The sequence below is a fragment of the Salmonella sp. SSDFZ54 genome (assembly GCF_004010735.1).
Taxonomy (GTDB): Bacteria; Pseudomonadota; Gammaproteobacteria; order Enterobacterales; family Enterobacteriaceae; genus Salmonella; species Salmonella enterica.
On sequence record NZ_CP034819.1, the window covers coordinates 2,593,785 to 2,617,314 of the forward strand.

General features: G+C 49.3%; 23 protein-coding genes and 1 tRNA gene. 10 read left to right on the top strand and 14 right to left on the bottom strand.

Annotated elements, in window-relative coordinates; translation table 11 throughout:
- Positions 1 to 116 precede the first annotated feature (116 nt).
- From EOS97_RS12930 to pepA, 3 genes are all read right to left on the bottom strand, one after another.
- Positions 117 to 2,972, bottom strand: a complete 2,856-nt coding sequence (locus EOS97_RS12930) for a valine--tRNA ligase (RefSeq protein ID WP_000416332.1) — start codon at positions 2,970 to 2,972, stop codon at positions 117 to 119.
- Positions 2,972 to 3,415 carry a DNA polymerase III subunit chi gene (gene holC / locus EOS97_RS12935; protein ID WP_001523689.1) on the bottom strand — a complete coding sequence of 148 codons (444 nt, stop codon included), beginning with the start codon at positions 3,413 to 3,415 and terminating at the stop codon, positions 2,972 to 2,974. Before holC ends, EOS97_RS12930 begins: the two co-directional genes overlap by 1 nt.
- A 136-nt stretch (positions 3,416 to 3,551) precedes the next feature.
- Positions 3,552 to 5,063 (bottom strand): leucyl aminopeptidase, encoded by a 1,512-nt coding sequence (pepA, locus tag EOS97_RS12940; RefSeq protein WP_000397158.1) that lies wholly within the window; start codon positions 5,061 to 5,063, stop codon positions 3,552 to 3,554.
- Between the two features lie 280 nt (positions 5,064 to 5,343).
- Here pepA and EOS97_RS27220 point away from each other — a divergent pair, with 280 nt between their 5' ends.
- The 3 genes from EOS97_RS27220 to lptG all read left to right on the top strand — a co-directional run bounded on the left by EOS97_RS27220 (position 5,344) and on the right by lptG (position 7,640).
- Entirely contained in the window at positions 5,344 to 5,394 is a 51-nt protein-coding gene (locus EOS97_RS27220; RefSeq protein WP_212724070.1) for a hypothetical protein, read from the top strand.
- A gap of 63 nt (positions 5,395 to 5,457) precedes the next feature.
- Positions 5,458 to 6,558, top strand: a complete 1,101-nt coding sequence (gene lptF, locus EOS97_RS12950; RefSeq protein WP_000584132.1) for an LPS export ABC transporter permease LptF — start codon at positions 5,458 to 5,460, stop codon at positions 6,556 to 6,558.
- Positions 6,558 to 7,640: an LPS export ABC transporter permease LptG gene (gene lptG, locus EOS97_RS12955; RefSeq protein WP_001182242.1), complete on the top strand. Its 1,083-nt coding sequence runs from the start codon at positions 6,558 to 6,560 to the stop codon at positions 7,638 to 7,640. The genes lptF and lptG overlap by 1 nt, the downstream gene beginning before the upstream one ends.
- Positions 7,641 to 7,835: 195 nt before the next feature.
- On the opposite strand, the gene EOS97_RS12960 is transcribed toward lptG, so the two are convergent.
- From EOS97_RS12960 to idnD, 4 genes are all read right to left on the bottom strand, one after another.
- A complete protein-coding gene (locus EOS97_RS12960) occupies positions 7,836 to 8,834 on the bottom strand; it encodes a LacI family DNA-binding transcriptional regulator (RefSeq protein ID WP_001244061.1) in 999 nt (332 codons plus the stop codon).
- Between the two features lie 63 nt (positions 8,835 to 8,897).
- Positions 8,898 to 10,217: a gnt-II system L-idonate transporter gene (gene idnT / locus EOS97_RS12965; RefSeq protein ID WP_001128356.1), complete on the bottom strand. Its 1,320-nt coding sequence runs from the start codon at positions 10,215 to 10,217 to the stop codon at positions 8,898 to 8,900.
- A 61-nt stretch (positions 10,218 to 10,278) separates the two neighbouring features.
- Positions 10,279 to 11,043: a gluconate 5-dehydrogenase gene (gene idnO, locus EOS97_RS12970; protein WP_000998688.1), complete on the bottom strand. Its 765-nt coding sequence runs from the start codon at positions 11,041 to 11,043 to the stop codon at positions 10,279 to 10,281.
- A 24-nt stretch (positions 11,044 to 11,067) separates the two neighbouring features.
- Complete coding sequence (gene idnD, locus EOS97_RS12975; protein WP_000453353.1) at positions 11,068 to 12,099, bottom strand: L-idonate 5-dehydrogenase; 1,032 nt, start codon at positions 12,097 to 12,099, stop codon at positions 11,068 to 11,070.
- Positions 12,100 to 12,315: 216 nt separating this feature from the next.
- Between idnD and idnK the strand changes: the two genes are divergently transcribed.
- Positions 12,316 to 12,846 (top strand): gluconokinase, encoded by a 531-nt coding sequence (gene idnK, locus EOS97_RS12980; protein WP_000896757.1) that lies wholly within the window; start codon positions 12,316 to 12,318, stop codon positions 12,844 to 12,846.
- Positions 12,847 to 12,873: 27 nt separating this feature from the next.
- On the opposite strand, the gene EOS97_RS12985 is transcribed toward idnK, so the two are convergent.
- Complete coding sequence (locus EOS97_RS12985; protein WP_000152563.1) at positions 12,874 to 13,893, bottom strand: NAD(P)-dependent alcohol dehydrogenase; 1,020 nt, start codon at positions 13,891 to 13,893, stop codon at positions 12,874 to 12,876.
- A gap of 222 nt (positions 13,894 to 14,115) precedes the next feature.
- Between EOS97_RS12985 and EOS97_RS12990 the strand changes: the two genes are divergently transcribed.
- Both EOS97_RS12990 and EOS97_RS12995 read left to right on the top strand, forming a co-directional pair.
- Positions 14,116 to 14,200: transfer RNA gene (locus EOS97_RS12990), tRNA-Leu, on the top strand.
- Between the two features lie 162 nt (positions 14,201 to 14,362).
- On the top strand, positions 14,363 to 15,628 hold the full coding sequence (locus EOS97_RS12995; RefSeq protein WP_000772669.1) for an integrase arm-type DNA-binding domain-containing protein: 1,266 nt from the start codon (positions 14,363 to 14,365) through the stop codon (positions 15,626 to 15,628).
- 49 nt (positions 15,629 to 15,677) lie between these two features.
- Here EOS97_RS12995 and EOS97_RS13000 read toward each other — a convergent pair whose 3' ends face one another.
- The 6 genes from EOS97_RS13000 to EOS97_RS13020 all read right to left on the bottom strand — a co-directional run bounded on the left by EOS97_RS13000 (position 15,678) and on the right by EOS97_RS13020 (position 21,257).
- Positions 15,678 to 18,227 carry a DEAD/DEAH box helicase gene (locus tag EOS97_RS13000; protein ID WP_001093689.1) on the bottom strand — a complete coding sequence of 850 codons (2,550 nt, stop codon included), beginning with the start codon at positions 18,225 to 18,227 and terminating at the stop codon, positions 15,678 to 15,680.
- Positions 18,211 to 18,627, bottom strand: coding sequence for a DUF1837 domain-containing protein (locus EOS97_RS27375; RefSeq protein WP_263971959.1), 417 nt, complete (start codon positions 18,625 to 18,627; stop codon positions 18,211 to 18,213). The genes EOS97_RS13000 and EOS97_RS27375 overlap by 17 nt, the downstream gene beginning before the upstream one ends.
- Positions 18,617 to 19,249, bottom strand: coding sequence for a DUF1837 domain-containing protein (locus EOS97_RS27380; RefSeq protein ID WP_263971960.1), 633 nt, complete (start codon positions 19,247 to 19,249; stop codon positions 18,617 to 18,619). The genes EOS97_RS27375 and EOS97_RS27380 overlap by 11 nt, the downstream gene beginning before the upstream one ends.
- A gap of 430 nt (positions 19,250 to 19,679) precedes the next feature.
- Entirely contained in the window at positions 19,680 to 19,952 is a 273-nt protein-coding gene (locus EOS97_RS13010; protein WP_001185349.1) for an ogr/Delta-like zinc finger family protein, read from the bottom strand.
- Between the two features lies 1 nt (position 19,953).
- A complete protein-coding gene (locus EOS97_RS13015; protein WP_000991128.1) occupies positions 19,954 to 20,508 on the bottom strand; it encodes a phage polarity suppression protein in 555 nt (184 codons plus the stop codon).
- On the bottom strand, positions 20,505 to 21,257 hold the full coding sequence (locus EOS97_RS13020) for a hypothetical protein (RefSeq protein ID WP_000214378.1): 753 nt from the start codon (positions 21,255 to 21,257) through the stop codon (positions 20,505 to 20,507). The genes EOS97_RS13015 and EOS97_RS13020 overlap by 4 nt, the downstream gene beginning before the upstream one ends.
- Positions 21,258 to 22,168: 911 nt before the next feature.
- Between EOS97_RS13020 and EOS97_RS13025 the strand changes: the two genes are divergently transcribed.
- The 4 genes from EOS97_RS13025 to EOS97_RS13040 are packed head-to-tail and all read left to right on the top strand — an operon-like array spanning position 22,169 to position 23,518.
- A complete protein-coding gene (locus EOS97_RS13025; RefSeq protein ID WP_000543726.1) occupies positions 22,169 to 22,429 on the top strand; it encodes an AlpA family transcriptional regulator in 261 nt (86 codons plus the stop codon).
- Positions 22,429 to 22,974 carry a host cell division inhibitor Icd-like protein gene (locus tag EOS97_RS13030; RefSeq protein ID WP_000982476.1) on the top strand — a complete coding sequence of 182 codons (546 nt, stop codon included), beginning with the start codon at positions 22,429 to 22,431 and terminating at the stop codon, positions 22,972 to 22,974. The genes EOS97_RS13025 and EOS97_RS13030 overlap by 1 nt, the downstream gene beginning before the upstream one ends.
- On the top strand, positions 22,974 to 23,195 hold the full coding sequence (locus EOS97_RS13035) for a hypothetical protein (protein WP_001014981.1): 222 nt from the start codon (positions 22,974 to 22,976) through the stop codon (positions 23,193 to 23,195). Before EOS97_RS13030 ends, EOS97_RS13035 begins: the two co-directional genes overlap by 1 nt.
- Positions 23,195 to 23,518 carry a DUF5375 family protein gene (locus tag EOS97_RS13040; RefSeq protein WP_000842357.1) on the top strand — a complete coding sequence of 108 codons (324 nt, stop codon included), beginning with the start codon at positions 23,195 to 23,197 and terminating at the stop codon, positions 23,516 to 23,518. The genes EOS97_RS13035 and EOS97_RS13040 overlap by 1 nt, the downstream gene beginning before the upstream one ends.
- Positions 23,519 to 23,530: the final 12 nt, after the last annotated feature.

Consider the following 23,530-nt stretch of genomic DNA (forward strand, 5'->3'; position numbering starts at 1 on the left):
GCCCATAATTCATGTTGTCGGATGGCGGCGTGAATGCCTTATCCGGCCTACCGATCGCGCCATGTCAATAAGCGAACGTGTAGGCCTGGTAAGCGAAGCGCCATCAGGCTTTCAGATTACAGCGCGCTAATAACCGCCTGCTGCTCAATCAGTTTCGCTTTGGCTTCTGCGTAACCGTCCAGCTTCTCACGCTCTTTGGCAATCACCGCTTCCGGCGCACGGGCGACGAAACCTTCGTTGGACAGTTTGCCTTCGATACGGGCAATCTCGCCTTCGATTTTCGCCACTTCTTTCGCCAGACGCGCCAGCTCATCGTCTTTGTTGATGAGGCCAGCCATCGGGATCAGCAGTTCGGCGCCGTCGATGATTTTGGTCACGGAAACCGGACCTTTGTCATCGGCTGGCAGCACGGTGATGCTTTCCAGACGCGCCAGGGTTTGCAGGAAGCTACGGTTGTCGTTAACACGACGAACGGCTTCTTCACTACAGCCGCGCAGCAGCAGTTCCAGCGGTTTGCCCGGGGCGATGTTCATTTCCGCACGAATGTTACGTACCGCGACGATCGCCTGCTTCAGCCACTCGGTATCGGCCAGCGCGGCTTCATCCACCTGTGCGGCGTTATATTCCGGGAACGGCTGCAGCATAATGGTATCGGCGGTAATGCCACAGATAACCTTCACGCGCTGCCAGATGGTTTCGGTGATGAACGGAATGATCGGGTGCGCCAGGCGCAGCAGACCTTCCAGTACGGTGACCAGCGTATGGCGGGTGCCGCGCAGTTCGGCTTCGGTGCCACCGTTCATTACCGGCTTGGTCAGCTCCAGATACCAGTCGCAGAACTGGTTCCAGGTGAACTCGTACAGGATGCCTGCGGCGATATCGAAGCGGAAGCTATCCAGTGCTTCGCGGTAGGCTTTAACGGTCTGGTTGAATTCCGCCAGGATCCAGCGGTCCGCCAGCGACAGAGTCATTTCGCCGCCGTTGAAGCCGCAATCCTGCTCTTCGGTGTTCATCAGCACAAAGCGGCTGGCGTTCCACAGCTTGTTACAGAAGTTACGGTAACCTTCCAGACGCTTCATATCCCAGTTGATGTCGCGGCCGGTCGAGGCCAGCGCCGCCAGGGTAAAGCGCAGGGCGTCGGTGCCGTGCGGCTCAATGCCGTTCGGAAACTGCTTCTCGGTACGCTTGCGAATTTTCTCCGCCATCTGCGGCTGCATCATATTGCCGGTGCGTTTTTCCAGCAGTTCCGGCAGGGAGATGCCGTCCACCATATCCAGCGGGTCGATAACGTTACCCTTGGATTTGGACATCTTCTGGCCTTCGTCGTCGCGAATCAGACCGGTCATATAGACGGTATGGAACGGCACCTGCGGCTTGCCGTTTTCATCTTTGATGAAGTGCATGGTCATCATGATCATGCGGGCAATCCAGAAGAAGATGATATCGAAGCCGGACACCATCACGCTGGTGGGGTGGAACTGACGCAGGGCGTCGGTGTTTTCCGGCCAGCCGAGGGTGGAGAAAGTCCACAGCGCGGAGGAGAACCAGGTATCGAGAACGTCTTCGTCCTGACGAAGCGCAACGTCGGCGCCGAGGTTATTTTCCTGACGCACTTCGTCTTCGGTACGGCCAACGTAGACGTTACCGTCGTTGTCATACCATGCCGGGATACGGTGACCCCACCACAGCTGACGAGAGATACACCAGTCCTGGATATCACGCATCCAGGAGAAGTACATGTTTTCGTACTGCTTCGGCACGAACTGGATGTCGCCGTTCTCAACCGCTTCCACCGCCGGTTTCGCCAGCACGTCAGCACGGACGTACCACTGGTCGGTTAGCATCGGTTCGATAACCACGCCGCCACGGTCGCCGTAAGGGACGGTCAGATCGTGCGGTTTAATTTCTTCCAGCAGGCCGAGCGCGTCAACCGCAGCGACGATGGCCTTACGGGCAGCAAAGCGTTCCAGCTTCTGGAACTCAGCCGGAATCTCGCTGGAATAAACGTCAGACTCTTCACCTTTGGTATCGAACACTTCCGCGCTTTCGCGGATGTCGCCGTCAAAGGTCAGGATGTTGATCATCGGCAGGGCATGACGTTTCCCGACCTCATAGTCGTTAAAGTCGTGCGCCGGGGTGATCTTCACGCAGCCGGTGCCTTTTTCCATATCGGCATGTTCGTCGCCAACGATTGGAATGCGGCGGTTAACCAGCGGCAGAATAACGAATTTGCCAATCAGATCTTTATAACGCGGATCTTCCGGGTTCACGGCCACGCCCGTATCGCCCAGTACGGTTTCCGGACGGGTGGTGGCGACGACCAGGTAATCTTTACCGTCTGCGGTTTTCGCGCCATCGGCCAGCGGATAGCGGATGTGCCACATCGAGCCTTTGGACTCGCGGTTTTCCACTTCCAGGTCAGAGATGGCGGTACGCAGTTTCGGGTCCCAGTTCACCAGGCGTTTGCCACGGTAAATCAGGTCTTCTTTGTACAGGCGAACGAAAACTTCTTTCACGGCATTGGAAAGACCTTCGTCCATGGTGAAGCGCTCGCGCTCCCAGTCAACGGAGTTGCCGAGACGGCGCATCTGACGGGTAATGGTGCCGCCGGATTCCGCTTTCCACTGCCAGATTTTGTCGATAAACGCATCGCGGCCGTAGTCGTGACGGGTTTTACCTTCTTCAGCGGCAATCTTACGCTCAACCACCATCTGGGTCGCGATCCCGGCGTGGTCGGTGCCGACCTGCCACAGGGTGTTTTTACCCTGCATACGCTGGTAACGGATCATGGTATCCATGATGGTTTGCTGGAAAGCATGTCCCATATGCAAACTGCCGGTGACGTTCGGCGGCGGGATCATGATGCAGAAGGACTCTTTGCTTTCGTCGCCGTTAGGCTTGAAATAGCCCTGCTTTTCCCAGTGCTCGTAAAGCGGCTGTTCGATATCTTGGGGGTTATATGTCTTTTCCATTATTTCCAGGTTGCCGTATTCAGGTTAAAACCAGCCACGCGGTAGGCTTTGTAGCGTTCGCGCGCCAGTTGTTTCAAAGTTTCTTCGTAAGGGACGAAGTCTACCACTTCTGTGAAAGCGGTGGCAAAATCTGCAAAGCTTGTACGCAGGCTGATTAAAATATCGCGCGGGCTGCTGTTGCGTTTTTGCGGCCAGGCAATTTCAACCGGCGCGCCGCCGCGTGGGCCTTCGCCTGCCAGATTGTGCGGGACAAAACTTTCCGCCGGTCTCGCCCACAGCGCTTCATCCAGCCGAATGGCCTGCTTCTCATCTTCGCAGGCGATCAGCACGCGCTTGCCGGCGCGCCAACGTTCTGCGGCAATTTCACACACCAGTTGTTCAACGGCGCTTAAACCGTTGACGGTAGTGTCATTGTCCAGAAGATAGAACGTCGCATTCTTCATATATGAGGCTTCTTGTGGTGGATTTAAATGCGTTGCCATGATGCACCCCGTAGGCCGGATAAGCGTGGCGCCATCCGGCAAAACGCCTGATGGCGGCGCTAATGCGCCTTATCAGGCCTACGGGGTAATCTCAAACTTACTCTTCGCCGTTAAAGCCCGCACGATTGAGCAGGAACTGCGACAACAGCGCTACCGGACGCCCCGTCGCGCCTTTCGCTTTGCCGGAGCGCCAGGCGGTGCCGGCGATATCCAGGTGCGCCCAGTTATACTTACGGGTAAAGCGCGACAGGAAGCAGCCCGCGGTGATGGCGCCGCCAGGACGACCACCAATGTTTGCCATATCCGCAAAGTTGGACTCCAGTTGTTCCTGGAACTCATCGCCCAGCGGCAGACGCCACGCGCGGTCGCCAGCCTGCTCGGACGCGCCGATCAGTTCATGCGCCAGCGGGTTATGGTTCGACATCAGACCGGTAATGTGATGGCCCAGCGCAATCACGCAGGCCCCGGTTAGCGTCGCCACGTCGATAACCGCTTCCGGTTCGAAGCGCTCAACGTAGGTCAGCACGTCGCACAAAACCAGACGGCCTTCGGCGTCGGTGTTCAGGACTTCAACGGTTTGACCAGACATGGTGGTCAGCACGTCGCCCGGACGATACGCGCGTCCGCCCGGCATGTTTTCACAGCCCGCCAGCACGCCGATAACGTTAATCGGTAGCTGAAGCTCGGCAACCATACGCATCACGCCGTAAACCGCCGCTGCGCCGCACATGTCGTACTTCATCTCGTCCATCCCTTCAGATGGCTTGATGGAGATGCCGCCGGAGTCGAAGGTCAGGCCTTTACCCACCAGCACGATCGGGCGCGCGTCTTCGGATGGATTGCCCTTGTACTCAATCACCGACATCAGCGATTCATTCTGCGAACCGTGGCCGACCGCCAGATAAGCGTTCATACCCAGTTCGCGCATTTGCTGTTCGCCGATCACGCGGGTGATGACATTTTTGCTGTAGCTGTCGGCCAACTGGCGCGCCTGTGACGCCAGGTAGGCGGCGTTACAGATATTGGGCGGCATGTTGCCGAGATCTTTCGCAGCCTTAATCCCGGCGGCGATGGCCAGACCGTGCTGAATGGCGCGTTCGCCGCTGGTGAGCTCACGGCGGGTCGGCACATTAAAGACCATCTTACGTAGCGGGCGGCGCGGCTCGCTCTTGTTGGTCTTGAGTTGATCAAAGCTATAAAGCGTCTCTTTGGCCGTTTCGACGGCCTGACGCACTTTCCAGTAGTTGTTGCGGCCTTTGACGTGCAGTTCGGTCAGGAAACAGACGGCTTCCATCGAACCGGTATCATTCAGAGTATTTATCGTTTTCTGAATAACCTGCTTATACTGACGTTCATCAAGCTCGCGCTCTTTGCCGCAACCAATGAGGAGGATTCGCTCGGAAAGAACGTTAGGAACATGGTGCAGCAACAGAGTCTGCCCCGGTTTTCCTTCCAGTTCGCCGCGACGCAGCAATGCGCTGATGTATCCGTCGCTAATTTTGTCGAGCTGTTCTGCAATCGGAGAAAGGCGACGCGGTTCAAAGACGCCCACGACAATGCAGGCACTCCGCTGTTTCTCCGGGCTACCGCTTTTTACACTGAACTCCATGCACTATGCTCCTGAATCTTAAAGACAACAGTGGTGGCTACAGCTATACTCGTCGTCTTTCAAGTTGCAGATGCGTTGGCTGCGCCTGCTCACCCCTGTCACTTACCTGATGTAAGCTCCGGGGCTTCACAGTCTTGCCGCCTGCCTGCAACTCGAAATCCATTAGAGTATAGAAATTGAAAGCTTTCGTAACTCATGTCCGCTGTTGCGGTGACTTCGTGTTAATCTTAACGTTATTACGGCATTGGCACGTCAGAACAAGTTCTGAGAGGTGAATCCGCTGAGTATAATGATCTTAGCGATGATTTCGACGACTCAAGAGAATAAATGACGTTTAAGCCATGAAACAAGCTAAATTCCAGCAAAAAAATGGGTTTTTACGGGCGTATTTAAAGTGATAATCATAAGATATCTGGTGCGGGAGACGCTCAAAAGCCAGCTGGCGATACTCTTCATCTTACTTTTGATCTTCTTTTGTCAAAAGTTAGTGAGGATTCTCGGCGCGGCGGTTGACGGCGATATTCCCGCAAATCTGGTGCTCTCGCTTCTGGGGCTGGGCGTACCGGAAATGGCGCAGCTCATCCTGCCTTTAAGCCTGTTCCTGGGGCTGCTGATGACGCTGGGCAAACTGTATACCGAAAGTGAAATTACGGTCATGCACGCCTGTGGGTTGAGCAAAGCCGTGCTGGTAAAGGCCGCCATGGTACTGGCGTTATTTACCGGTATCCTTGCGGCGGTTAACGTGATGTGGGCCGGCCCCTGGTCGTCAAAACACCAGGATGAAGTACTGGCGGAGGCGAAAGCGAACCCCGGTATGGCGGCATTGGCGCAGGGGCAATTCCAGCAGGCGACCAACGGCAGCTCGGTGCTGTTTATCGAAAGCGTTGATGGCAGCGACTTCCACGATGTTTTCCTGGCGCAGATTCGCCCTAAGGGCAATGCTCGTCCTTCTGTAGTCGTGGCCGATTCCGGACACCTTACTCAGTTGCGCGATGGTTCCCAGGTTGTCACCTTAAACAAAGGGACGCGTTTTGAAGGAACGGCGTTGCTACGCGATTTTCGCATCACCGACTTCCAGAACTATCAGGCGATTATTGGCCATCAGGCCGTGGCGCTGGACCCGAACGATACCGACCAGATGGACATGCGCACGTTGTGGAATACCGACAACGATCGCGCTCGCGCCGAGCTGCACTGGCGTATCACGTTAGTCTTTACCGTATTTATGATGGCGCTGATGGTCGTGCCGCTCAGCGTGGTGAATCCACGTCAGGGGCGCGTCTTGTCTATGTTGCCCGCCATGCTGCTTTATCTGCTGTTCTTCCTGATCCAGACCTCCATTAAATCGAATGGCGGTAAAGGCAAACTGGACCCGGTTATCTGGATGTGGGCGGTCAACCTGATCTATCTGGCGTTGGCGATTGGTTTAAACCTGTGGGATACGGTGCCGGTCCGCCGCCTGCGTGCCCGTTTTCTGCGTAAAGGAGCGGTATAATGCAGCCATTTGGTGTACTTGACCGCTATATCGGTAAAACCATTTTTACCACCATCATGATGACGTTGTTTATGCTGGTGTCGCTCTCCGGGATCATCAAGTTTGTCGATCAGCTGAAAAAAGCGGGGCAGGGTAACTACGACGCGCTGGGCGCGGGTATGTACACCCTGCTCAGCGTACCTAAGGATATCCAGATCTTCTTTCCTATGGCGGCGCTGCTTGGCGCGCTGCTGGGACTGGGGATGCTGGCGCAGCGTAGCGAACTGGTGGTGATGCAGGCATCGGGTTTCACCCGTATGCAGGTGGCGCTGTCGGTGATGAAAACGGCTATCCCTCTGGTGCTGTTAACCATGGCGATCGGCGAATGGGTCGCCCCGCAGGGCGAGCAGATGGCGCGTAACTATCGTGCGCAGGCGATGTATGGCGGTTCGCTGCTTTCCACCCAGCAAGGTCTGTGGGCGAAAGACGGGAATAACTTTGTCTATATTGAACGAGTGAAGGGCGACGAGGAGCTGGCCGGCATTAGTATTTACGCTTTCAACGATCAGCGTCGTTTGCAGTCGGTGCGTTACGCCGCTTCGGCAAAATTCGACCCGGAGCATAAGGTCTGGCGTTTGTCGCAGGTGGATGAGTCCGATCTGCAAAACCCGAAACAGATCACCGGTTCGCAGACGGTGAGCGGCACCTGGAAAACGAATCTGACGCCGGATAAGTTAGGCGTGGTGGCGCTGGACCCGGATGCGCTTTCCATCAGCGGTCTGCATAACTACGTTAAATATCTGAAGTCGAGCGGACAGGACGCCGGACGTTATCAGCTCAATATGTGGAGTAAAATCTTCCAGCCGCTCTCCGTGGCGGTGATGATGCTGATGGCGCTGTCGTTTATCTTTGGCCCGCTGCGTAGTGTGCCGATGGGCGTGCGCGTAGTGACGGGGATTAGCTTCGGCTTCGTCTTCTACGTCCTCGACCAGATTTTTGGCCCGCTGACGCTGGTATACGGCATTCCGCCGATTGTCGGCGCGCTGCTGCCGAGCGCGTCTTTCTTCCTGATTAGCCTGTGGCTAATGCTGCGTAAGTCGTAATCACAGTAATCGTAGGCCTGATGGCGCTGTGCTTTTCAGGCCTACTCCGGACCCGTAGGCCGGATAAGGCGTTAGCGCCGCCATCCGGCAGACCGCCTGGTATTCCTCAAATGATGTAGTGCGTAACCTGACGCGTGGCGCTTTTGGCTACGCGTTAAGCTCAGGCAAGCTGCGGGAAAAAGTAGTTCAAAAAATTTATAACGTGCTGCCGTGATAAATCTGATAACCCAAATCAATCGTATTATGGTTGAGATCGTTATTTTTAATTTTGTTGAGCAACATCTGCGCGGCTCTGCGCCCGATCTCAAAACGAGGGGTAATTACGCTGGCGAGGCTCGGTATCATTTGTCTGCCCATCTCCAGACCGTGGAAGCCGGCGATGGAGATCTGCTCCGGTACGGCCAGTTGACGCTCGCGGCACCACAGTAGAGCGCCCATTGCGATATCGTCATTTGTACAAAAGACGCCATCCACGTCCGGGTGCGCAGCAAGCGCATCACGCATTAGTTGTATCCCCAGATGGATAGAGGAGATAGCGCGGGGATTGATGCGCAACGGCGCCAGCCCCCGGCGCGTCATCGCATCGCAGTAGCCATGATAACGCTGCTCATCACGGATATCGTCTTTTGAACCCAGATAGAGAATTTTCCGCCGCTGGCGTTTATCCAGCATGGTGCTGACCATATCAAAGGCGGCCTGACGGTTATCAAACCCCACCTCCATATCTAAGCGATCGCCCTGGATGTCCATGAGTTCTACAATCGGAAGGGTAGCTGAGCGCAGGAATTTGACGGTTCTGAGGGTATGATATTTTTCTGAAAGAATAATGCCGTCGATATTGTAAGACAGTAAATTGATAACGGACTCTTCTTCCGAATCGCGATTGTAATTGTAATTCGCAATGAGAGTTTGGTAGTTATGACCCGACGTTACGGATTCAATCCCGGCAAGAATGTCGGCAAACAACTGGTTCTGAAAAGAGGGGATCAGCACGCCCAGAGTGTAACTTTGCGCGTTTAACAGCATAGCTGGCGCGCGATTTGGTATGTAGTTAATTTCCTCCATGATCTGCGCAATACGCTCGCCGGTTTCCCTGGCGACTTTTTTCGGTGAGCGGATGTAACGGCTCACCGTCATTTTTGTCACGCCAGCAAGCGTAGCGATATCCTGCAAAGAAATTCTGTGATTCCTCATGTTTTCTCCAGTACCGGGGGCGGGAACGTCGCCCCCATGGTTAATTGGGCTGCGGATGATGAATTAATGCAGAACCGCATTCAGCGCCAGTACGCCCAGCAACCCCATGACAGAAATCAATGTTTCCATAACGGTCCAGGTGCGTAGGGTTTCCCCGACGCTAAGATTAAAATACCCTTTAAACAGCCAAAAACCGGGATCGTTAACATGTGATGCAATAACGCTTCCCGCGCCTGTCGCCAGTACCATTAACGCCGGATCGGCGTGGGTTACGTTAATAATCGGCAATACGACGCCCGCTGTGGTTATCGCGGCCACGGTCGCGGAACCTAACGCAATACGCAGCACGGCGGCTACCGTCCAGCACATTAATAACGGAGATAGCGAGGTGCCGGTCATTAATTGCGAGATATATTGACCCACGCCGCTATCCACCAGCACTTGCTTAAACGCGCCGCCGCCCGCGATGATAAAAACAATCATCGCAATAGCGCCAATGGACTCGCCGACGATATCCATCACCTGCTCAACCGTACGTCCGTTGCGTCGGCCCAGCGTAAAAATGGCGATGATAATGGCAATAAACAACGCCACTGCTGGATTACCAATAAATTCGAAGAAAACCCGCACGGCATTCGTTTTTGGCAGCGTGATTTCACATACCGCTGCGATGGCCATCAGAATGACCGGGATCACGGCGGCAAAAATACTGTTCCAGAATGACGGCATCTCCTCTTCACTGAATAGGTGAGGATTAAATAATCCTTCAGGCGGCGCTTTCTCAAAGCGCGCCAGCAATTTTGAAAACAGAGGGCCGGCAACAATCACTGTCGGTATGGTAATGATTAACCCATACAGCAGGGTCGTACCGAGATTTGCCTCAAAAATTGTCGCAATAGCGGTAGGGCCGGGATGCGGCGGCAGGAAGCAGTGCGTAACGGATAAGGCGGCGACCATTGGAACCCCGACATACAGCAATGGCAGTCCCGATGAGGCCACAATCGTAAAAACGAGCGGCAACAGCAGTACGAATCCGACTTCAAAAAACATTGCCAGGCCGACGATAAGCCCGGTGATCACCAGCGCCCATTGCACGCGTTTTTTGCCGAACGTATTAATGAGCGTCGTCGCAATGCGCTGCGCTGCGCCGGTGTCGGAAATTAATCTTCCCAGCATCGCGCCAAAACCGAGGATCATGGCGAGTCCGCCCAGAGTACCGCCAATTCCGTTTTGTATGGAGTGCAGGACGTCTTGCGCGCCCATCCCTTCGGCAAATCCCACCACGGCGGCAACCAGAACAAGGGCGATAAAGCCGTTAACTTTAAAGCCAATCATTAAGACCAACAGCAGCGCAACGCCTGCCGCAATAATTATTAATGGCATATTCGTCTCTCTTATTAGCGCCAAAATAGCAGCGCTTACGCGCTGCGTCGCATTTCCCTGGTCAGACGGCAACCAGCATACCGCCATCGACAAACAGCAGATGTCCGTTAACAAAGTCGGAGGCTTTTGACGAGAGAAACACCGCTGCGCCAATAAGCTCCTGTGGATCGCCCCAGCGTGCGGCAGGCGTACGTTTGCATAGCCAGGAGGTGAAGGCTTCATCTTCAACCAGCGCTTTGGTCATCTCCGTTTTGAAGTATCCCGGCGCAATACCGTTGACCTGGATATTATGACGCGCCAGCTCCACGCACATGCCGCGAGTCAGCATCTTCACGGCACCTTTCGACGCGGCGTATGGCGTAATCGTGTCGCGGCCCAGCTCGCTTTGCATCGAACAGATGTTGATCACTTTTCCTGCCTGACGCGCCACCATACGGCGCGTAACGGCCTGAGAGACGAGAAAAACCGCGGTCTGATTTACGGCGATGACGTCATTCCACTCCTGCTCGGGAAACTCAGTAAACGGATGACGGCGCTGGATACCGGCGTTATTTATCAGGACGTCAATGACGCCGATATCTTTTTCGATATGTTCAACCGCAGCTTCAATATCCTGTTTATGGGTGACATTAAAGGGAGCGGCAATAGCCTTTATTCCTTCCTGCTGAAGTTTCGTCACGGCTGTTTCGGCGCGCTCCGGGGTGATATCGTTAACAATAATGCGCGCGCCATAGCGACCAAGACCGGTCGCCAGCAAATAACCAATTCCCTGAGCGGCTCCGGTGATAAGGATATTTTTACCTGCCAGTGAAAAAAGATCGTTCATGATAGTGTCCCTTATTTTACTTTCTCAGAAAACGAGCTGAACTTTTGCCGCCTGTGTTTTGTCTCCGGCAAAGATCAGCGCCGCTTCCAGGTCGGTAAATGGATATTCCGCGCTCAGTAACGGCAGCGGATTGATAACGCGGTTGGCAAGCCAGGAAACCGCAGTATTAAATTCGGTAGTAAAACGGAAAGAGCCTTTCAGCGAGATCTCTTTGCTTATTAGCATCATCATCGGGAAGTTGGGGACTGCGCCGCCCATGCCAACCTGCACCATCACGCCTTTGGCCCGTGTGACTTCCAGACACGTTGAGATAGAGGAAGGATGCCCAGAGACTTCAAAACTGATATCGAAATACCCTTTTTCTGCTTTCCAGCCATCAAGAGAGTCATGCTGTGGGTTCACCAGCGTATCCGCGCCCATCTGCCGGGCCAGCGAGAGAGAACGGGTACTGATATCGGCACATACCACTTCCGCCGCGCCCAGCGTTTTTACCGCGCTAACAATCAGGCAGCCGATAGGGCCAACGCCGGAGATAAAGACGCGTTTGCCCTGCAGATCGCCCGCCTCATGAGCCGCATGAATGGCAACCGCCAGCGGTTCGGCAAAGGCCATGGCTTTTTCGTCCGCCTGTTCCGGCCAGGGAATGCACTGAGCGGTATCGACAGCTTTAAATCGGGTAAAACCGCCATCGACATGCGGAAAATACATGGCGCTGCCAAAGAAACGCATTTCAGTACAGTGGTTTTCTTCATGCTGCAGACAGTATTTGCAATGACCGCAAGGCTTCGATGGATTAATCGCTACCGGTTGTCCTTCACGTAATAAATCTGAGTCGCTATGAACGATTTTGCCAATCACTTCATGCCCTAAAATCATTGGCGCTTTTACTGTAAAATTGCCGACTTTGCCTTCCTGATAATAATGTAAGTCAGACCCACAAATGCCGCCACGGGTAATTTGTACGAGTGTTCCTTTATTATTCCATTCAATATTTTGTTCCGTAACGGCAACAGCACGCTTACCCGCAACAACGCAGGATTGAGTTTTTACTTCCATAAATTCCTCACTGGTCAGGTAGTTACCCTGAACGCATTTAAGCGGTTTTATTTGTCACTATTTGTGACTTATGTCACGCTGGAAAATTGTTACACTACAATGTTACGCATAACGTGATGTGCCTTAGAGTTCTTCTCTATGGAAATTAAAAAACGTGAAATTGTCGAACGTAGAGGCGTAATATTGTGGAGTGGAATATGACTCAGAGGTATTTAAATGGCCGGGGAAAGCTATATTTTAATGGGTGTTTCAGGTAGTGGTAAGTCTTTAATAGGCAGCAAAATTGCAACATTATTTTCTGCGAAGTTTATTGACGGCGATGATCTCCATCCGGCGAAAAACATTGATAAAATGTCTCAGGGAATACCGTTAACTGATGAAGACCGTTTACCCTGGCTGGAACGATTAAATGACGCTTCATACAGTCTTTATAAAAAAAATGAGACGGGATTTATTGTCTGCTCGTCATTAAAAAAACAGTACCGCGATATTTTACGTAAGAGCAGCCCTAACGTACATTTCCTGTGGCTGGATGGCGATTACGCTACCATTCTGCAGCGAATGCAGCGTCGTGCCGGGCATTTTATGCCGCCAGACCTGCTGCAAAGTCAGTTTGACGCGCTGGAGCGACCCTGTGCCGATGAACATGATATTGCGCGTATCGATGTTAATCATGACATCGAGCACGTGACGGAGCAGTGCCGACTGGCTGTACAGGCTTTTCGTCAGACACTCAGCGCTTCCTGATCATTGTCAAAGCGCTGAGTCAGGCGGTCAGAAGTCAGCTTTTAGCACTACACGATAGCGGGCTTTGCCGTCGCGAACGTGCTGGATAGCCTCGTTGATTTGTGACATTGCGAACAGTTCCGTGGTGGGCGCGACTTTGCTGCGTCCGGCGAATTTCATCAGTTTGCGAAGTTCATATGGCGTTCCGGTTGCCGAGCCTGAGATACTGCGATCGCCGGCAATTAATGTAAACGCCGGTACGGGCAGCGGCTTCAATACGGCCCCAACGGTATGGAAGTTGCCGCCATACGTCAGCGCTTCGAAGTAGGGCTGCCAGTCGAGATCGACGTTGACCGTGTTAATAATGAGATCGAACTGGCCCGCCAGTGCTTTTAACGCTTCCGGATCGCGGCTGTTCACCACGTTATTGGCCCCCATCGCCAGCACTTCCTGCTCTTTCGATGGATTTGAGCTGAACGCGGTGACTTCGCAGCCCATTGCGTGTAACAGCTTTATGGCGATATGCCCCAGCCCGCCGATACCGATGACGCCAACGCGGCTGGTAGCAGTAATATGGTGCATCAATAGCGGTTTAAAGACCGTAATGCCGCCACATAACAGCGGGCCTGCGGACGCCATATCTATATTCTCCGGAAGAGGAATTACCCACTGCCAGCCTGCGCGAAGCTTCTCGGCAAAACCGCCACGATTGAGGATAGTGGGCACTGCGCCTTCCTGGCAGTTAATTTGATTGCCGCTGATACAGGCATCGCAGTGTCCGCAGCTGCGCGCCGTCCAGCCGATTCCAACGCGCTGGCCGACTTTTAGCCCCTTATCCTGTGCCGCGCTGCCGAGTGCGGCCACCCGACCGATGACCTCATGTCCGGCAACCAGAGGGTATTGAGAGAACCCCCATTCATTGTCGATCATCGACAGATCGGAATGGCAGATCCCGCAGTAGTCGACCCGTACCTCGACATCTTCCGGTTGGAGTTCTCCCGCGTCATATTCATAGAGTTCGAGCTCGCCGCCCGCCTCTTTGGCGGCGTAGCTTTTTATTATCGTCATTGTGTTTCCCTTAATGTGGTGTTGAACTGAAAAGTGTAGAGCATGGAGGCAAGGGACGCCCGACGTTAATCTGCTGGAGAAGGCGGGAAGTAGCCTGATTATTCTATTTAATACTCAACGCTGCTGAAATTTTCAGCACTTAGCGATACAGGTGTATGCTCGTGCTTGCATGGTGGCGTATGACAGGTATAATCCACAACGTTTTCCGCATACCTCTTCAGTGCCGAAGTGGCGAAATCGGTAGACGCAGTTGATTCAAAATCAACCGTAGAAATACGTGCCGGTTCGAGTCCGGCCTTCGGCACCATTAGTACTTCCCAGACCATCCGAGAAAGTCCATCAAACCCTTTAAAATCAACATGTGCAGCGATTTTACGTCCTGAGTTGTCCGAGGTAGTCCGTTGAAATCCGGATGTCATTGGGGGCATAATTGGGGGCATCTTAACTTCGATAAGAAATGTGCCCCCAGATGAAGCTCAACGCCAGACAGGTCGAGACCGCAAAGCCAAAAGACAAAACCTACAAAATGGCCGATGGCGGCGGTTTGTATCTTGAGGTTTCGGCCAAGGGTTCTAAATACTGGCGCATGAAATACAGACGCCCCTCTGACAAAAAAGAGGATCGCCTTGCCTTTGGTGTTTGGCCTACGGTGACGCTTGCTCAGGCAAGAGCAAAGCGTGACGAGGCTAAAAAGCTCTTAGTACAGGGCATTGACCCAAAAGCCGAACAGAAAGAAGCTCAGGCTGAGAATTCGGGGGCATACACTTTCGAAACAATTGCTCGTGAATGGCATGCCAGTAACAAGCGCTGGAGTGAAGACCATCGATCACGCGTTCTGCGATATCTTGAGCTTTATATCTTCCCTCATATCGGTTCGTCCGACATTCGGCAGCTTAAAACCAGCCACCTGTTAGCCCCGATTAAAAAAGTTGATGCCAGTGGTAAGCATGACGTTGCGCAGCGTCTTCAACAACGTGTCACGGCTGTAATGCGTTATGCCGTTCAGAACGATTACATCGACTCTAATCCGGCCAGTGATATGGCCGGTGCGCTATCGACAACCAAAGCGCGACATTACCCCGCTTTACCCTCAAGTCGATTCCCTGAATTTCTTGCACGTCTTGCTGCATATCGTGGCCGTGTAATGACACGGATCGCGGTTGAGCTTTCCTTACTAACTTTTGTACGTTCCAGTGAATTACGTTTCGCGCGTTGGGATGAGTTCGACTTCGATAAGTCTCTCTGGCGTATACCTGCAAAACGAGAAGAAATTAAAGGCGTGCGGTACTCATACCGTGGCATGAAGATGAAAGAGGAGCATATCGTTCCGCTTAGTCTGCAGGCGATGGCTTTGTTAGAGCAGCTTAAGCAGATGAGTGGTGATAAAGAGCTGCTTTTTCCGGGCGATCATGACCCAACCAAGGTTATGAGTGAAAACACGGTAAATAGCGCATTACGTGCGATGGGCTATGACACTAAAACAGATGTCTGCGGACATGGGTTTAGGACGATGGCGCGTGGTGCGTTGGGAGAGTCAGGATTATGGAGCGATGATGCGATAGAGCGCCAGCTAAGCCACTCGGAACGTAACAATGTACGTGCAGCTTATATTCATACTTCTGAACATTTGGATGAGCGCCGGTTGATGGTCCAGTGGTGGGCTGACTATCTTGATGAGATAAAAATCATTTACATAACACCATATGATTTCGCTAAAATGAATAATCGCAATTAATCTTTTTAAGAAAGGGCTGAAGAATACAGCCCCATCATGTTTAACAATATTATAACAATCCCTTATCTTCTAATTCTGAATAAATGGTGAGTGGCAAATTTAATGAATCATAATCATTGTTTCTTAGCCACTCTTTTGCCGTGCTTATCGTAGGATTAGAGTTTGGGATTATATTTTCAAGATAGGATGCTGATATTCTTGATAGCCCCAGTTCAATAAAAACTTGTCCAGCGATTGAGGAAACACCTAATTCAAGTGATAAAGGGAAGTCATATATTTCTTCCGCTTTTTCAGCTTGATTATTTACAATTAAAGCTTGTCGCAATAAATCAATATATGCCTTACCAAGTTGAACGTATTTGAATCGCAGGTTGTCCTCAACGAAATCAAAAACCTCTCGTACAGCTCGGTCTACATTCACTGGTCGGGTAGAATTTTTTTCTTTTTTCTTTGCTATCGAAAGAGATATGATCTCTGGAAGGGATTTTCCTCTCATCCAATTTAATGCCATGGCTGTGAGGTAGTTAGAAAACTTAGATGTATTATGATTGAGAATGTATTTATTTATTCTGCTAAAAACACCAACGTAATTAGTGTAAACATTGCCTGAAGGATGTCGTGGTATAAGTTCGTCAATCTTACCATCTTTTATCTTCTGAATAAATCTATTGTATAATCTTTCCTGCCCAAATGGATCGACAGTCCAGTTTAAAGTCAATATATTATGGGGGATATTAAGAGATTCTAGTGAGCTATATGTAGCATCTTCAATAATTTCAAGCTTAGATTTATCAGGAATCGTTCGAAAAGATCTCTCAAGAAAATTGTGTAAATCGCCTTTTGCTGCTCTGGAAATTAAAAGACCCGCCGCTGCATCAACATTACTATATTGGCTTACTCCTAAATGATTGTTTTTATCTAAACGGGATATTACTGTGTCAAAATCTTCATTGATTACTTTCTTAAAAGATGATGTAATTTTGAAATCTATTTTAGAATCTAAAGGTTTTGTTTCCCAATCATCATAATCAATAAGATATACATTCCCCGAGAAAGCATAACCTAGTCTACCTGCCCGCCCTGCGAAATTCCAAAGCGATGCTGGATCTAATGCTTCTCCTCTGTTCCCTCGAGTAGGTGTATCAATAAAAACATTTTTTGCTGGAAGATTAACCCCTTGGAATAGAGTTGTAGTACACACTAAAAACTTAAGCTTGTTATTTGTAAAGTTTTTTTCTAAAGTTTCTCTTAATAAGCTAGGCATTTTACCATAATGATACCCCACCCCTCTTAATACCAGATTTGCAAGAGAGTAATCCTTATGGACATGTTTTTTTATAAACTTTGAAAGTTCTTTCAAATCGCTATCATTTTCTAGAAGAGGCAACCCAGATGCTATTTGCTTAGCAACGTCTTCTGCATTAGCAGCTCCGGTTCCGTAAACAAGAGAACCCTCATCTTTTCCTAATTCTAAAGCTACAGCAGCTAATCTAGTATTTTCATTAGCAAATCCTCTTGTTGAAGTTAATTCACCTATAGATAATATATTTGAGTTATCTAATAATGATAGTTGTAAGTTATTTTCTTTCGCAGGATCAACTTTAATAATTATTTTGTTTTGGACCACTGGAGATAAATTGGTTTTTTCTACGTGGATTGTATCAATCCCAATAATATCAGCTAAATCATTGAAGCCTTCGGCACCAGGCGCAAGAAAAACATATTTTGCATCTGGGTTTTGTATGCTTATTTTGTCTAGGCAATCCTGTAATATCATCCCCCTAATTTCGTCAGAAATTGATTGGGCCTCATCAATAACTACTATGTCTATTTTATTTTTAAAATTATCAAGAAGGACCTGCAGCCTTTCCTGTGTTAAAACAAATATCTGTTTATAATATTCATCGTTAATTGTAGGTATGGATGTTACTCTAACTTCATTTTGATATGGTAAAGTCTTGTTAATAAATTTTTGTGTTATTTCATTTACTAAGGCTCGAGTTGGCGCTATATAAATAGCAGAGTTTAATTCCCCGCTAATTATCCTATTGGCAAGCATCTCTACGACTAAAAACGATTTACCAGCTGAGGTTGGAGCAGATATAGCTTGTGGGACATTTGAATGTAATGATTCCCATACTTTCTTTTGAAAGTTCGTTAATATTATCTCTTTGTTGGCTATTTTTACTTTATTTTCATTTTCAATGAAAGATCTTTTCAAATAAGCATAAAAGGTTTCTGGTATAAATCCATTTTTTTCTTGTAAATAACTTGCTCCAGGGAAGTTACCAAGTGCCCTTAATAAATTCTCAGATAATTGTTTTAAATAGTTATCACTTGTAATTATATTTAGATGATATGCAATGCTTTGAGCTAAGTTTTTATCCTCGTCTGACTCGGATTGGGAAAATAAGTATGCAGACTCAATTAACCTTTTGTATATAACGACACTGTCACTTTCTATTTTGCCTTGAAGTGCAGAGAAAGAAGTTTGTGTATGCTTCTGCAAAAAAGAGTGTGCAAATAAAAAGCCAAGATCATTTTTAAATTCTAAACGACTTTTTATTTGGTTGATGACTTCATTAGCTAAAGTGTTCACCTGATAACTCCTTTGCAAAATCCAATTTAAAAGCATCAACGTCAGGCAATGCAAAGATGTACGCCCTACATTTTTGCGGGGTCGCTCCCGCTTTTGATAGGTCTTCTGTTATAATTTTTACTTTATCTTTATAACTACCGATATAACTTTTCTTAAAGTGATCTAAATGGATGGAAAGTGGGGATTCATCGTCAATTGCTATTTTATTTTTATAAGCTTCTTCATTGTAGACAATAATTCCAACGAAGCGCTCTCTGACATTTGATGATTCACTTGAATAAGGATCAAAGTATTGTACTGCTTTCTTTCGCTCCTCTCCCTCTAGGGACTCTAAATTGCTCAAATCTTGTAGTATTCTATATTCATTTCTACGGCTCTTTCTATCGTTTTCAAAAACCACTTACTGATTTAGAAAATTGTTCAGAGCCACTGGTGAACTCTCTTGTCATTTTAGATTCTAGATAAAAAACCGTTAATGTTCCCTCGTCATCTACGGTTGCATGTATTCCATCCAGTCCAAAAACAGGCATTTCAGATGATGTTTTGAGAGCCATTTTTGAGACTAATTGCGCTGCTTTTAAAAAATGGATTGCTATACAATATGATATTAACTCACCCACTTCACCATAACGTAAATTAGCATTCTTTACTCGTTGTTCAAACTTCTCCTGAGTTTCACCTTTTTTTATAGTTAACGTACTTTCTAATTTATATTTCATAAAAAGACTACGTGCTTCTCTTGCAAGTTCACTATAAAGCCTTGCCTCATCTTTGCCTTCAGTTTGACTTAAGGCTTTTCTTTTCGCTATAACTGGATGGGGAATGCAATAATGAACTAATTCTAAAAATAAAGTTTCAGCAAGCTCTTTGTCTTTGGGTAAGTCTTCTTTGAATCCTAAGCAAAGAAGATTAACTTTTACTGGATCTGTAGACTGACACTCTTGTGCAAGTAATACGATATTATCAAGTCCATACACTGGATTGTATATTTTATGTAACGAATTAGTGTCTTCAGATTTCATTCCTTGTTCAACCTCTCAGTCTAAAGTTGTGATTTGAAGCCGTTCTAATCAGTTCTTTAGGAGTTATCTGATTACGGATAATGCCAGCAGTATGCGTGATAAAAATTGAGCTATCAAGTTGTAGCATTAAGCATGTGACTGGCTGATAACCAAATTATTGAGTATGACCTCATTGATAATTGGTTATCTTTTGTATCTCAGCGCGCGCAGCCCCGCCCGCCTGCCCGCTTCGCTTAACAGACTGGTTTTCATGCACCCCGTAAATCGTCTCAGAAGCCACCACACAAGGGCTTTCGCGTCAAAAATGGCGCATGAGACTAATGCGTTTTCATGCGCCATAGATATGCACTCATACGCTCTCAGGCCAGCCAGGGAAAAGGCGTAAAAAATCCCGGTACTGGACCGGGACTACGTGGGCGTATTTTGCTAATCAGACAGGAATTTGCTGACGGCTTGACAGCTTTGACGCGGAGCCATAGCGGTTGAGAGTTTGCTGTTGTTTTTCCGGCATTTGTGCTTTGTCTGATTCCCGTTCATTGCGCCAAGGCTTCATAATTACCGTATCCACGCTTTCCAGAGCGGTAAATGTGCAGGAACATTCCAGATTCTGGCACTGATACCATGAGCGTTTAACCGATGGAGCTTCATAGGCACTGGTTCTGGCGTGAGCGACCGTCCCACATTCAGGACACTTCAGGGCCATATCAGTACCCTCCTTTTTCATTAAGTCGGTTAAGGCGGGCCAGGAAAACTTTATGTTGTGCCGGGGTGAAACTGGCTGAAGCATCAGCGCACATTGATGCATCCACCGTTAATCCGGTTTCGTCGATAATGCTCTTGTATGCTGCTGAAATTACCGGAGTACGCACTTCCGTTTGTCGGGCTACAGCGGTTCGTAATATTTTCATTGCCGCCTCAAGCCCGTATGGAGCGCAAAGAAAAGGAGCCAGAGCGTCAGTGAGTGCATCACCATGCTCGCTCATGAAGTTTTCCGTTGCGCTTGTAACACAACTCTCCAGCACAATCTGGTGAGCATAAAGACCATCCCGTGCAGCACAGTTAATCTGCCATTCGAGGACTGCAAGACGCTCACGAAGATCCTCAAGCTGGCTGGCATATGCTGCCGGTTTTTCTTCAGTATCCAGCAGAGCCGCCAGACGAAGCTGGCAGGTACTTTGCGTATTACGTAGTGTCAGCCAGCTTTTTATCGCCGAGCGGTAATCGTTGAGTGCTTCCTGAGTAATGCTTCCGGCATTCATTTCTTCTCGCCCCCTTTAACCATGTCACGCTGTTTAAGCATCCGTGAACGCGCTGCAGGGCTGGGGGATTGTCTGGCATCTTGGATGGCTTTATCGTCCGCATAAATGCTGATCCCCGGCAGGGTAATATCATCCGTTGAAGATACGTTACAGGACAGTGCCGGAGTGGTGAGTTGCTCGCTGATAAATTGCTTCAGCACACTTTCGGGGTCGTTTACGGTATGAACTACACCGATAACAGCAGAAGCGCTTCGGCCCAGAGTCATTTTCAGCAGTCCAAGGATCTGAATAAGTTTCTGGCCGTGTTCCTTCATAAACTCATTCCAGAGCCACACTGCATGAGTTTCAATCAGGCGATTATGCTCACTGATGTAGTGGTTTGCAGCATCCGCAGTTTTCCAGGGCAGGAATTCATTTTCTGCCGCCTGAGCTGCCAGCAAATCTTCGAACTCATCCAGTGTTTCGCGTCCGAGGGCGATTTCTGCCCGCAGTTTTTTCATGCGTGGCGTCATATTTCCCTGATTCTCACGAAACAGGTTTCGCCATTCATCATTAAGCGCCTGCGTTTCCGTTTTTGTATCTTCCTGACGTTTACGGATAGTTTCAATCATTGCAGCAGCTTCAGTTTGTTTTCGCCGTTCTTCCTGCCAGACAGCTTTTGCTACCTTAACTTTATCCACCGCTTCGCGAATTTTCGGTGGGAGGGAGGGTGTAATGTTTGCATCAGGGATCTGGTTAACAGTAGTCATGACTGCTCCGGTAGTGTTTTATTGTCGTGTCAATTGTGCCGGTGCCCATACAAGCGCACTACCGAGGGGGATTGTGCCAGTGACAGAACAATGACCTTGTTCTGGCTAGCCAGAGAAATGCGTCATGTCTGATCTTCAACTTTCCTTTAATACATACTATTCACTACTGTTCACTTTGATAAAAAAATTGATAATACAGCTAGTTAAGAGGTGAAGGGTTGACAAGGCAGTATTCAGTGACTGTTCATGAGTGTTCATCGGAAGGCTGCGTGATTTATGATTTTTTTCATCAAAAGTGAAATTTTTATTCCTAATGATTATTTTATTATTGTTCCTCACAACTATTCACCACTCTTCAGTAGTATTCAACAGATGATGAAATAGACGATTTTTCTTTGCCGGGAAATAACATGATTCCCCCTTTTCCTGGTGTTGCATTTCAATCTGATTTTTATAAAACTAGAACTGTTCGGTCTTTTATGAATTTATTTGTATATATTTTTAGGTTAAGAATGCGTGGTTATTGATTTTATGCGGTTTTAATGCTTCTGAGCTTGATGCAATTCATGAGTATATCCTGAAGTTAGGTTTGCAATGTAAAACCATATGTAGAAATTGTGCACCCCTGCTGAATGGGTTGCGGTTTCAGTACCATTAAGTTCTATGACTTATGGGGTAGTAACCCCTGGATGAAAGTTAGTTCCTATTAATGTCCCTGTATTTATAGTTCGCAGGCATAATATCTATCATGCCATTTTATGTGGTTTGATATAGTTTTAAATTCCATTAAATCAATATGTGACACTAAATAAATAATGGGTGCGTAAGCGAGCAATATATACATAATAAGGAACTACCTGAATCCGGGGGGATTTATCCGGACTGATGAAGGAATTAAAGAGGGTAGATAAATGCATGATATTTCTGTTTCTGCGCCAGCTCCGGCTGCGCCATTATTTCCTGTGCTGAACCAGCATGAGCGATTTTTACGTCTTCCCGAGGTTATGCATTTATGCGGCTTGTCCCGCTCAACTATATACGACCTGATAAGCCGCGATGCTTTCCCGAAGCAGATCCCGCTTGGTGGTAAAAATGTTGCCTGGGCACAGTCAGAGGTAAGCGCATGGATGGCGGATCGTATAAGTGCCCGCGGACGGGGATGTGATGCATAATGATGCCTGAACGCATTAATCCCCTTTTTTCTGGCTTGCATCCTGCTGTCATTTCCAGGTATAGTTTTCCCGCTGCCGCAAAATCGGCTGCCGGGCGTAGGAACCCGAGTTACTTATTGGCGACACCAGACGCGCCGTGCGTCTTTTTTTACGTCGTTGCTCAGGCACACCCATTTTTCGGGCTGCGGTGCTTATACCTTAGTCCCTGTCAGATAATGGTGGTCCGGGCGGGGCAGCCTTCGGGCTGGCCGGTTTCCAATAAGGCCGGTATTCCTACCCCCGTTCGGGTCACCACCCATGAGCGTAGGAACTCCGGTGGTGGCATTTACCGCGACTTATTGGAGGTTGCCCTTATGGCTACGATCCTCGCCCCTTCACATCCTCAATTTATATTTGTTTTTGCCGCCGTTCGTCGTGCAGAACGTAAACCACGTATCAGTATGCTGCGTATCGTCGCCAGCAATGAGCATCATGCACGTCTTTCACTGGTCCATGAGTATGTGCTTTGCCTTGCTGCTCGCCTGCCTGTCCGGGAGGTGATGTGATGAATCACGCCGCAATCTCTTATGACGATATTGTCCGCCTGAAGCATCTTCGTAACGTGGGGGAGTTTGTCACCGGAATGGCTGTTCTTCAGGATTGCTACGAAAAACCTGCCGGTGCTCAATGTGAGCAACTGGCTTCCCTGATTTATCTGATGACAGAGCAACTTGATGGCGTGGTACAGCGTTGCCAGGATGACCTGATGAACATGGAGGTGGTGTAATGAAATCACGCACCCTTTCCCTTTCACTTCGGGTAGCGTTGTATCGCCGCGCGGTAGCCTGCGCCTGGTTGAGTGCCTGCTATCAGCAAAACCGCCATCTGCAGCTCACTCTGGATGAAATTGAAACCGCTATTGCCCGTGAGCTTGAAGGATTTTATCTGCGACAGCACGGGCAAACAAAAGGCATGGAAATCGCCTGCGCTCTGCTTTCAGACCTGATGGAATCCGGCCCTCTAATGTCCTGTCCCGCACTCTCCCAGCTCGGAATAGCCGTAATGGATGAGTTATGCGTCCGTCACATCAAAAAGCCGGTTTTACACTGAGGGAGAACTGCG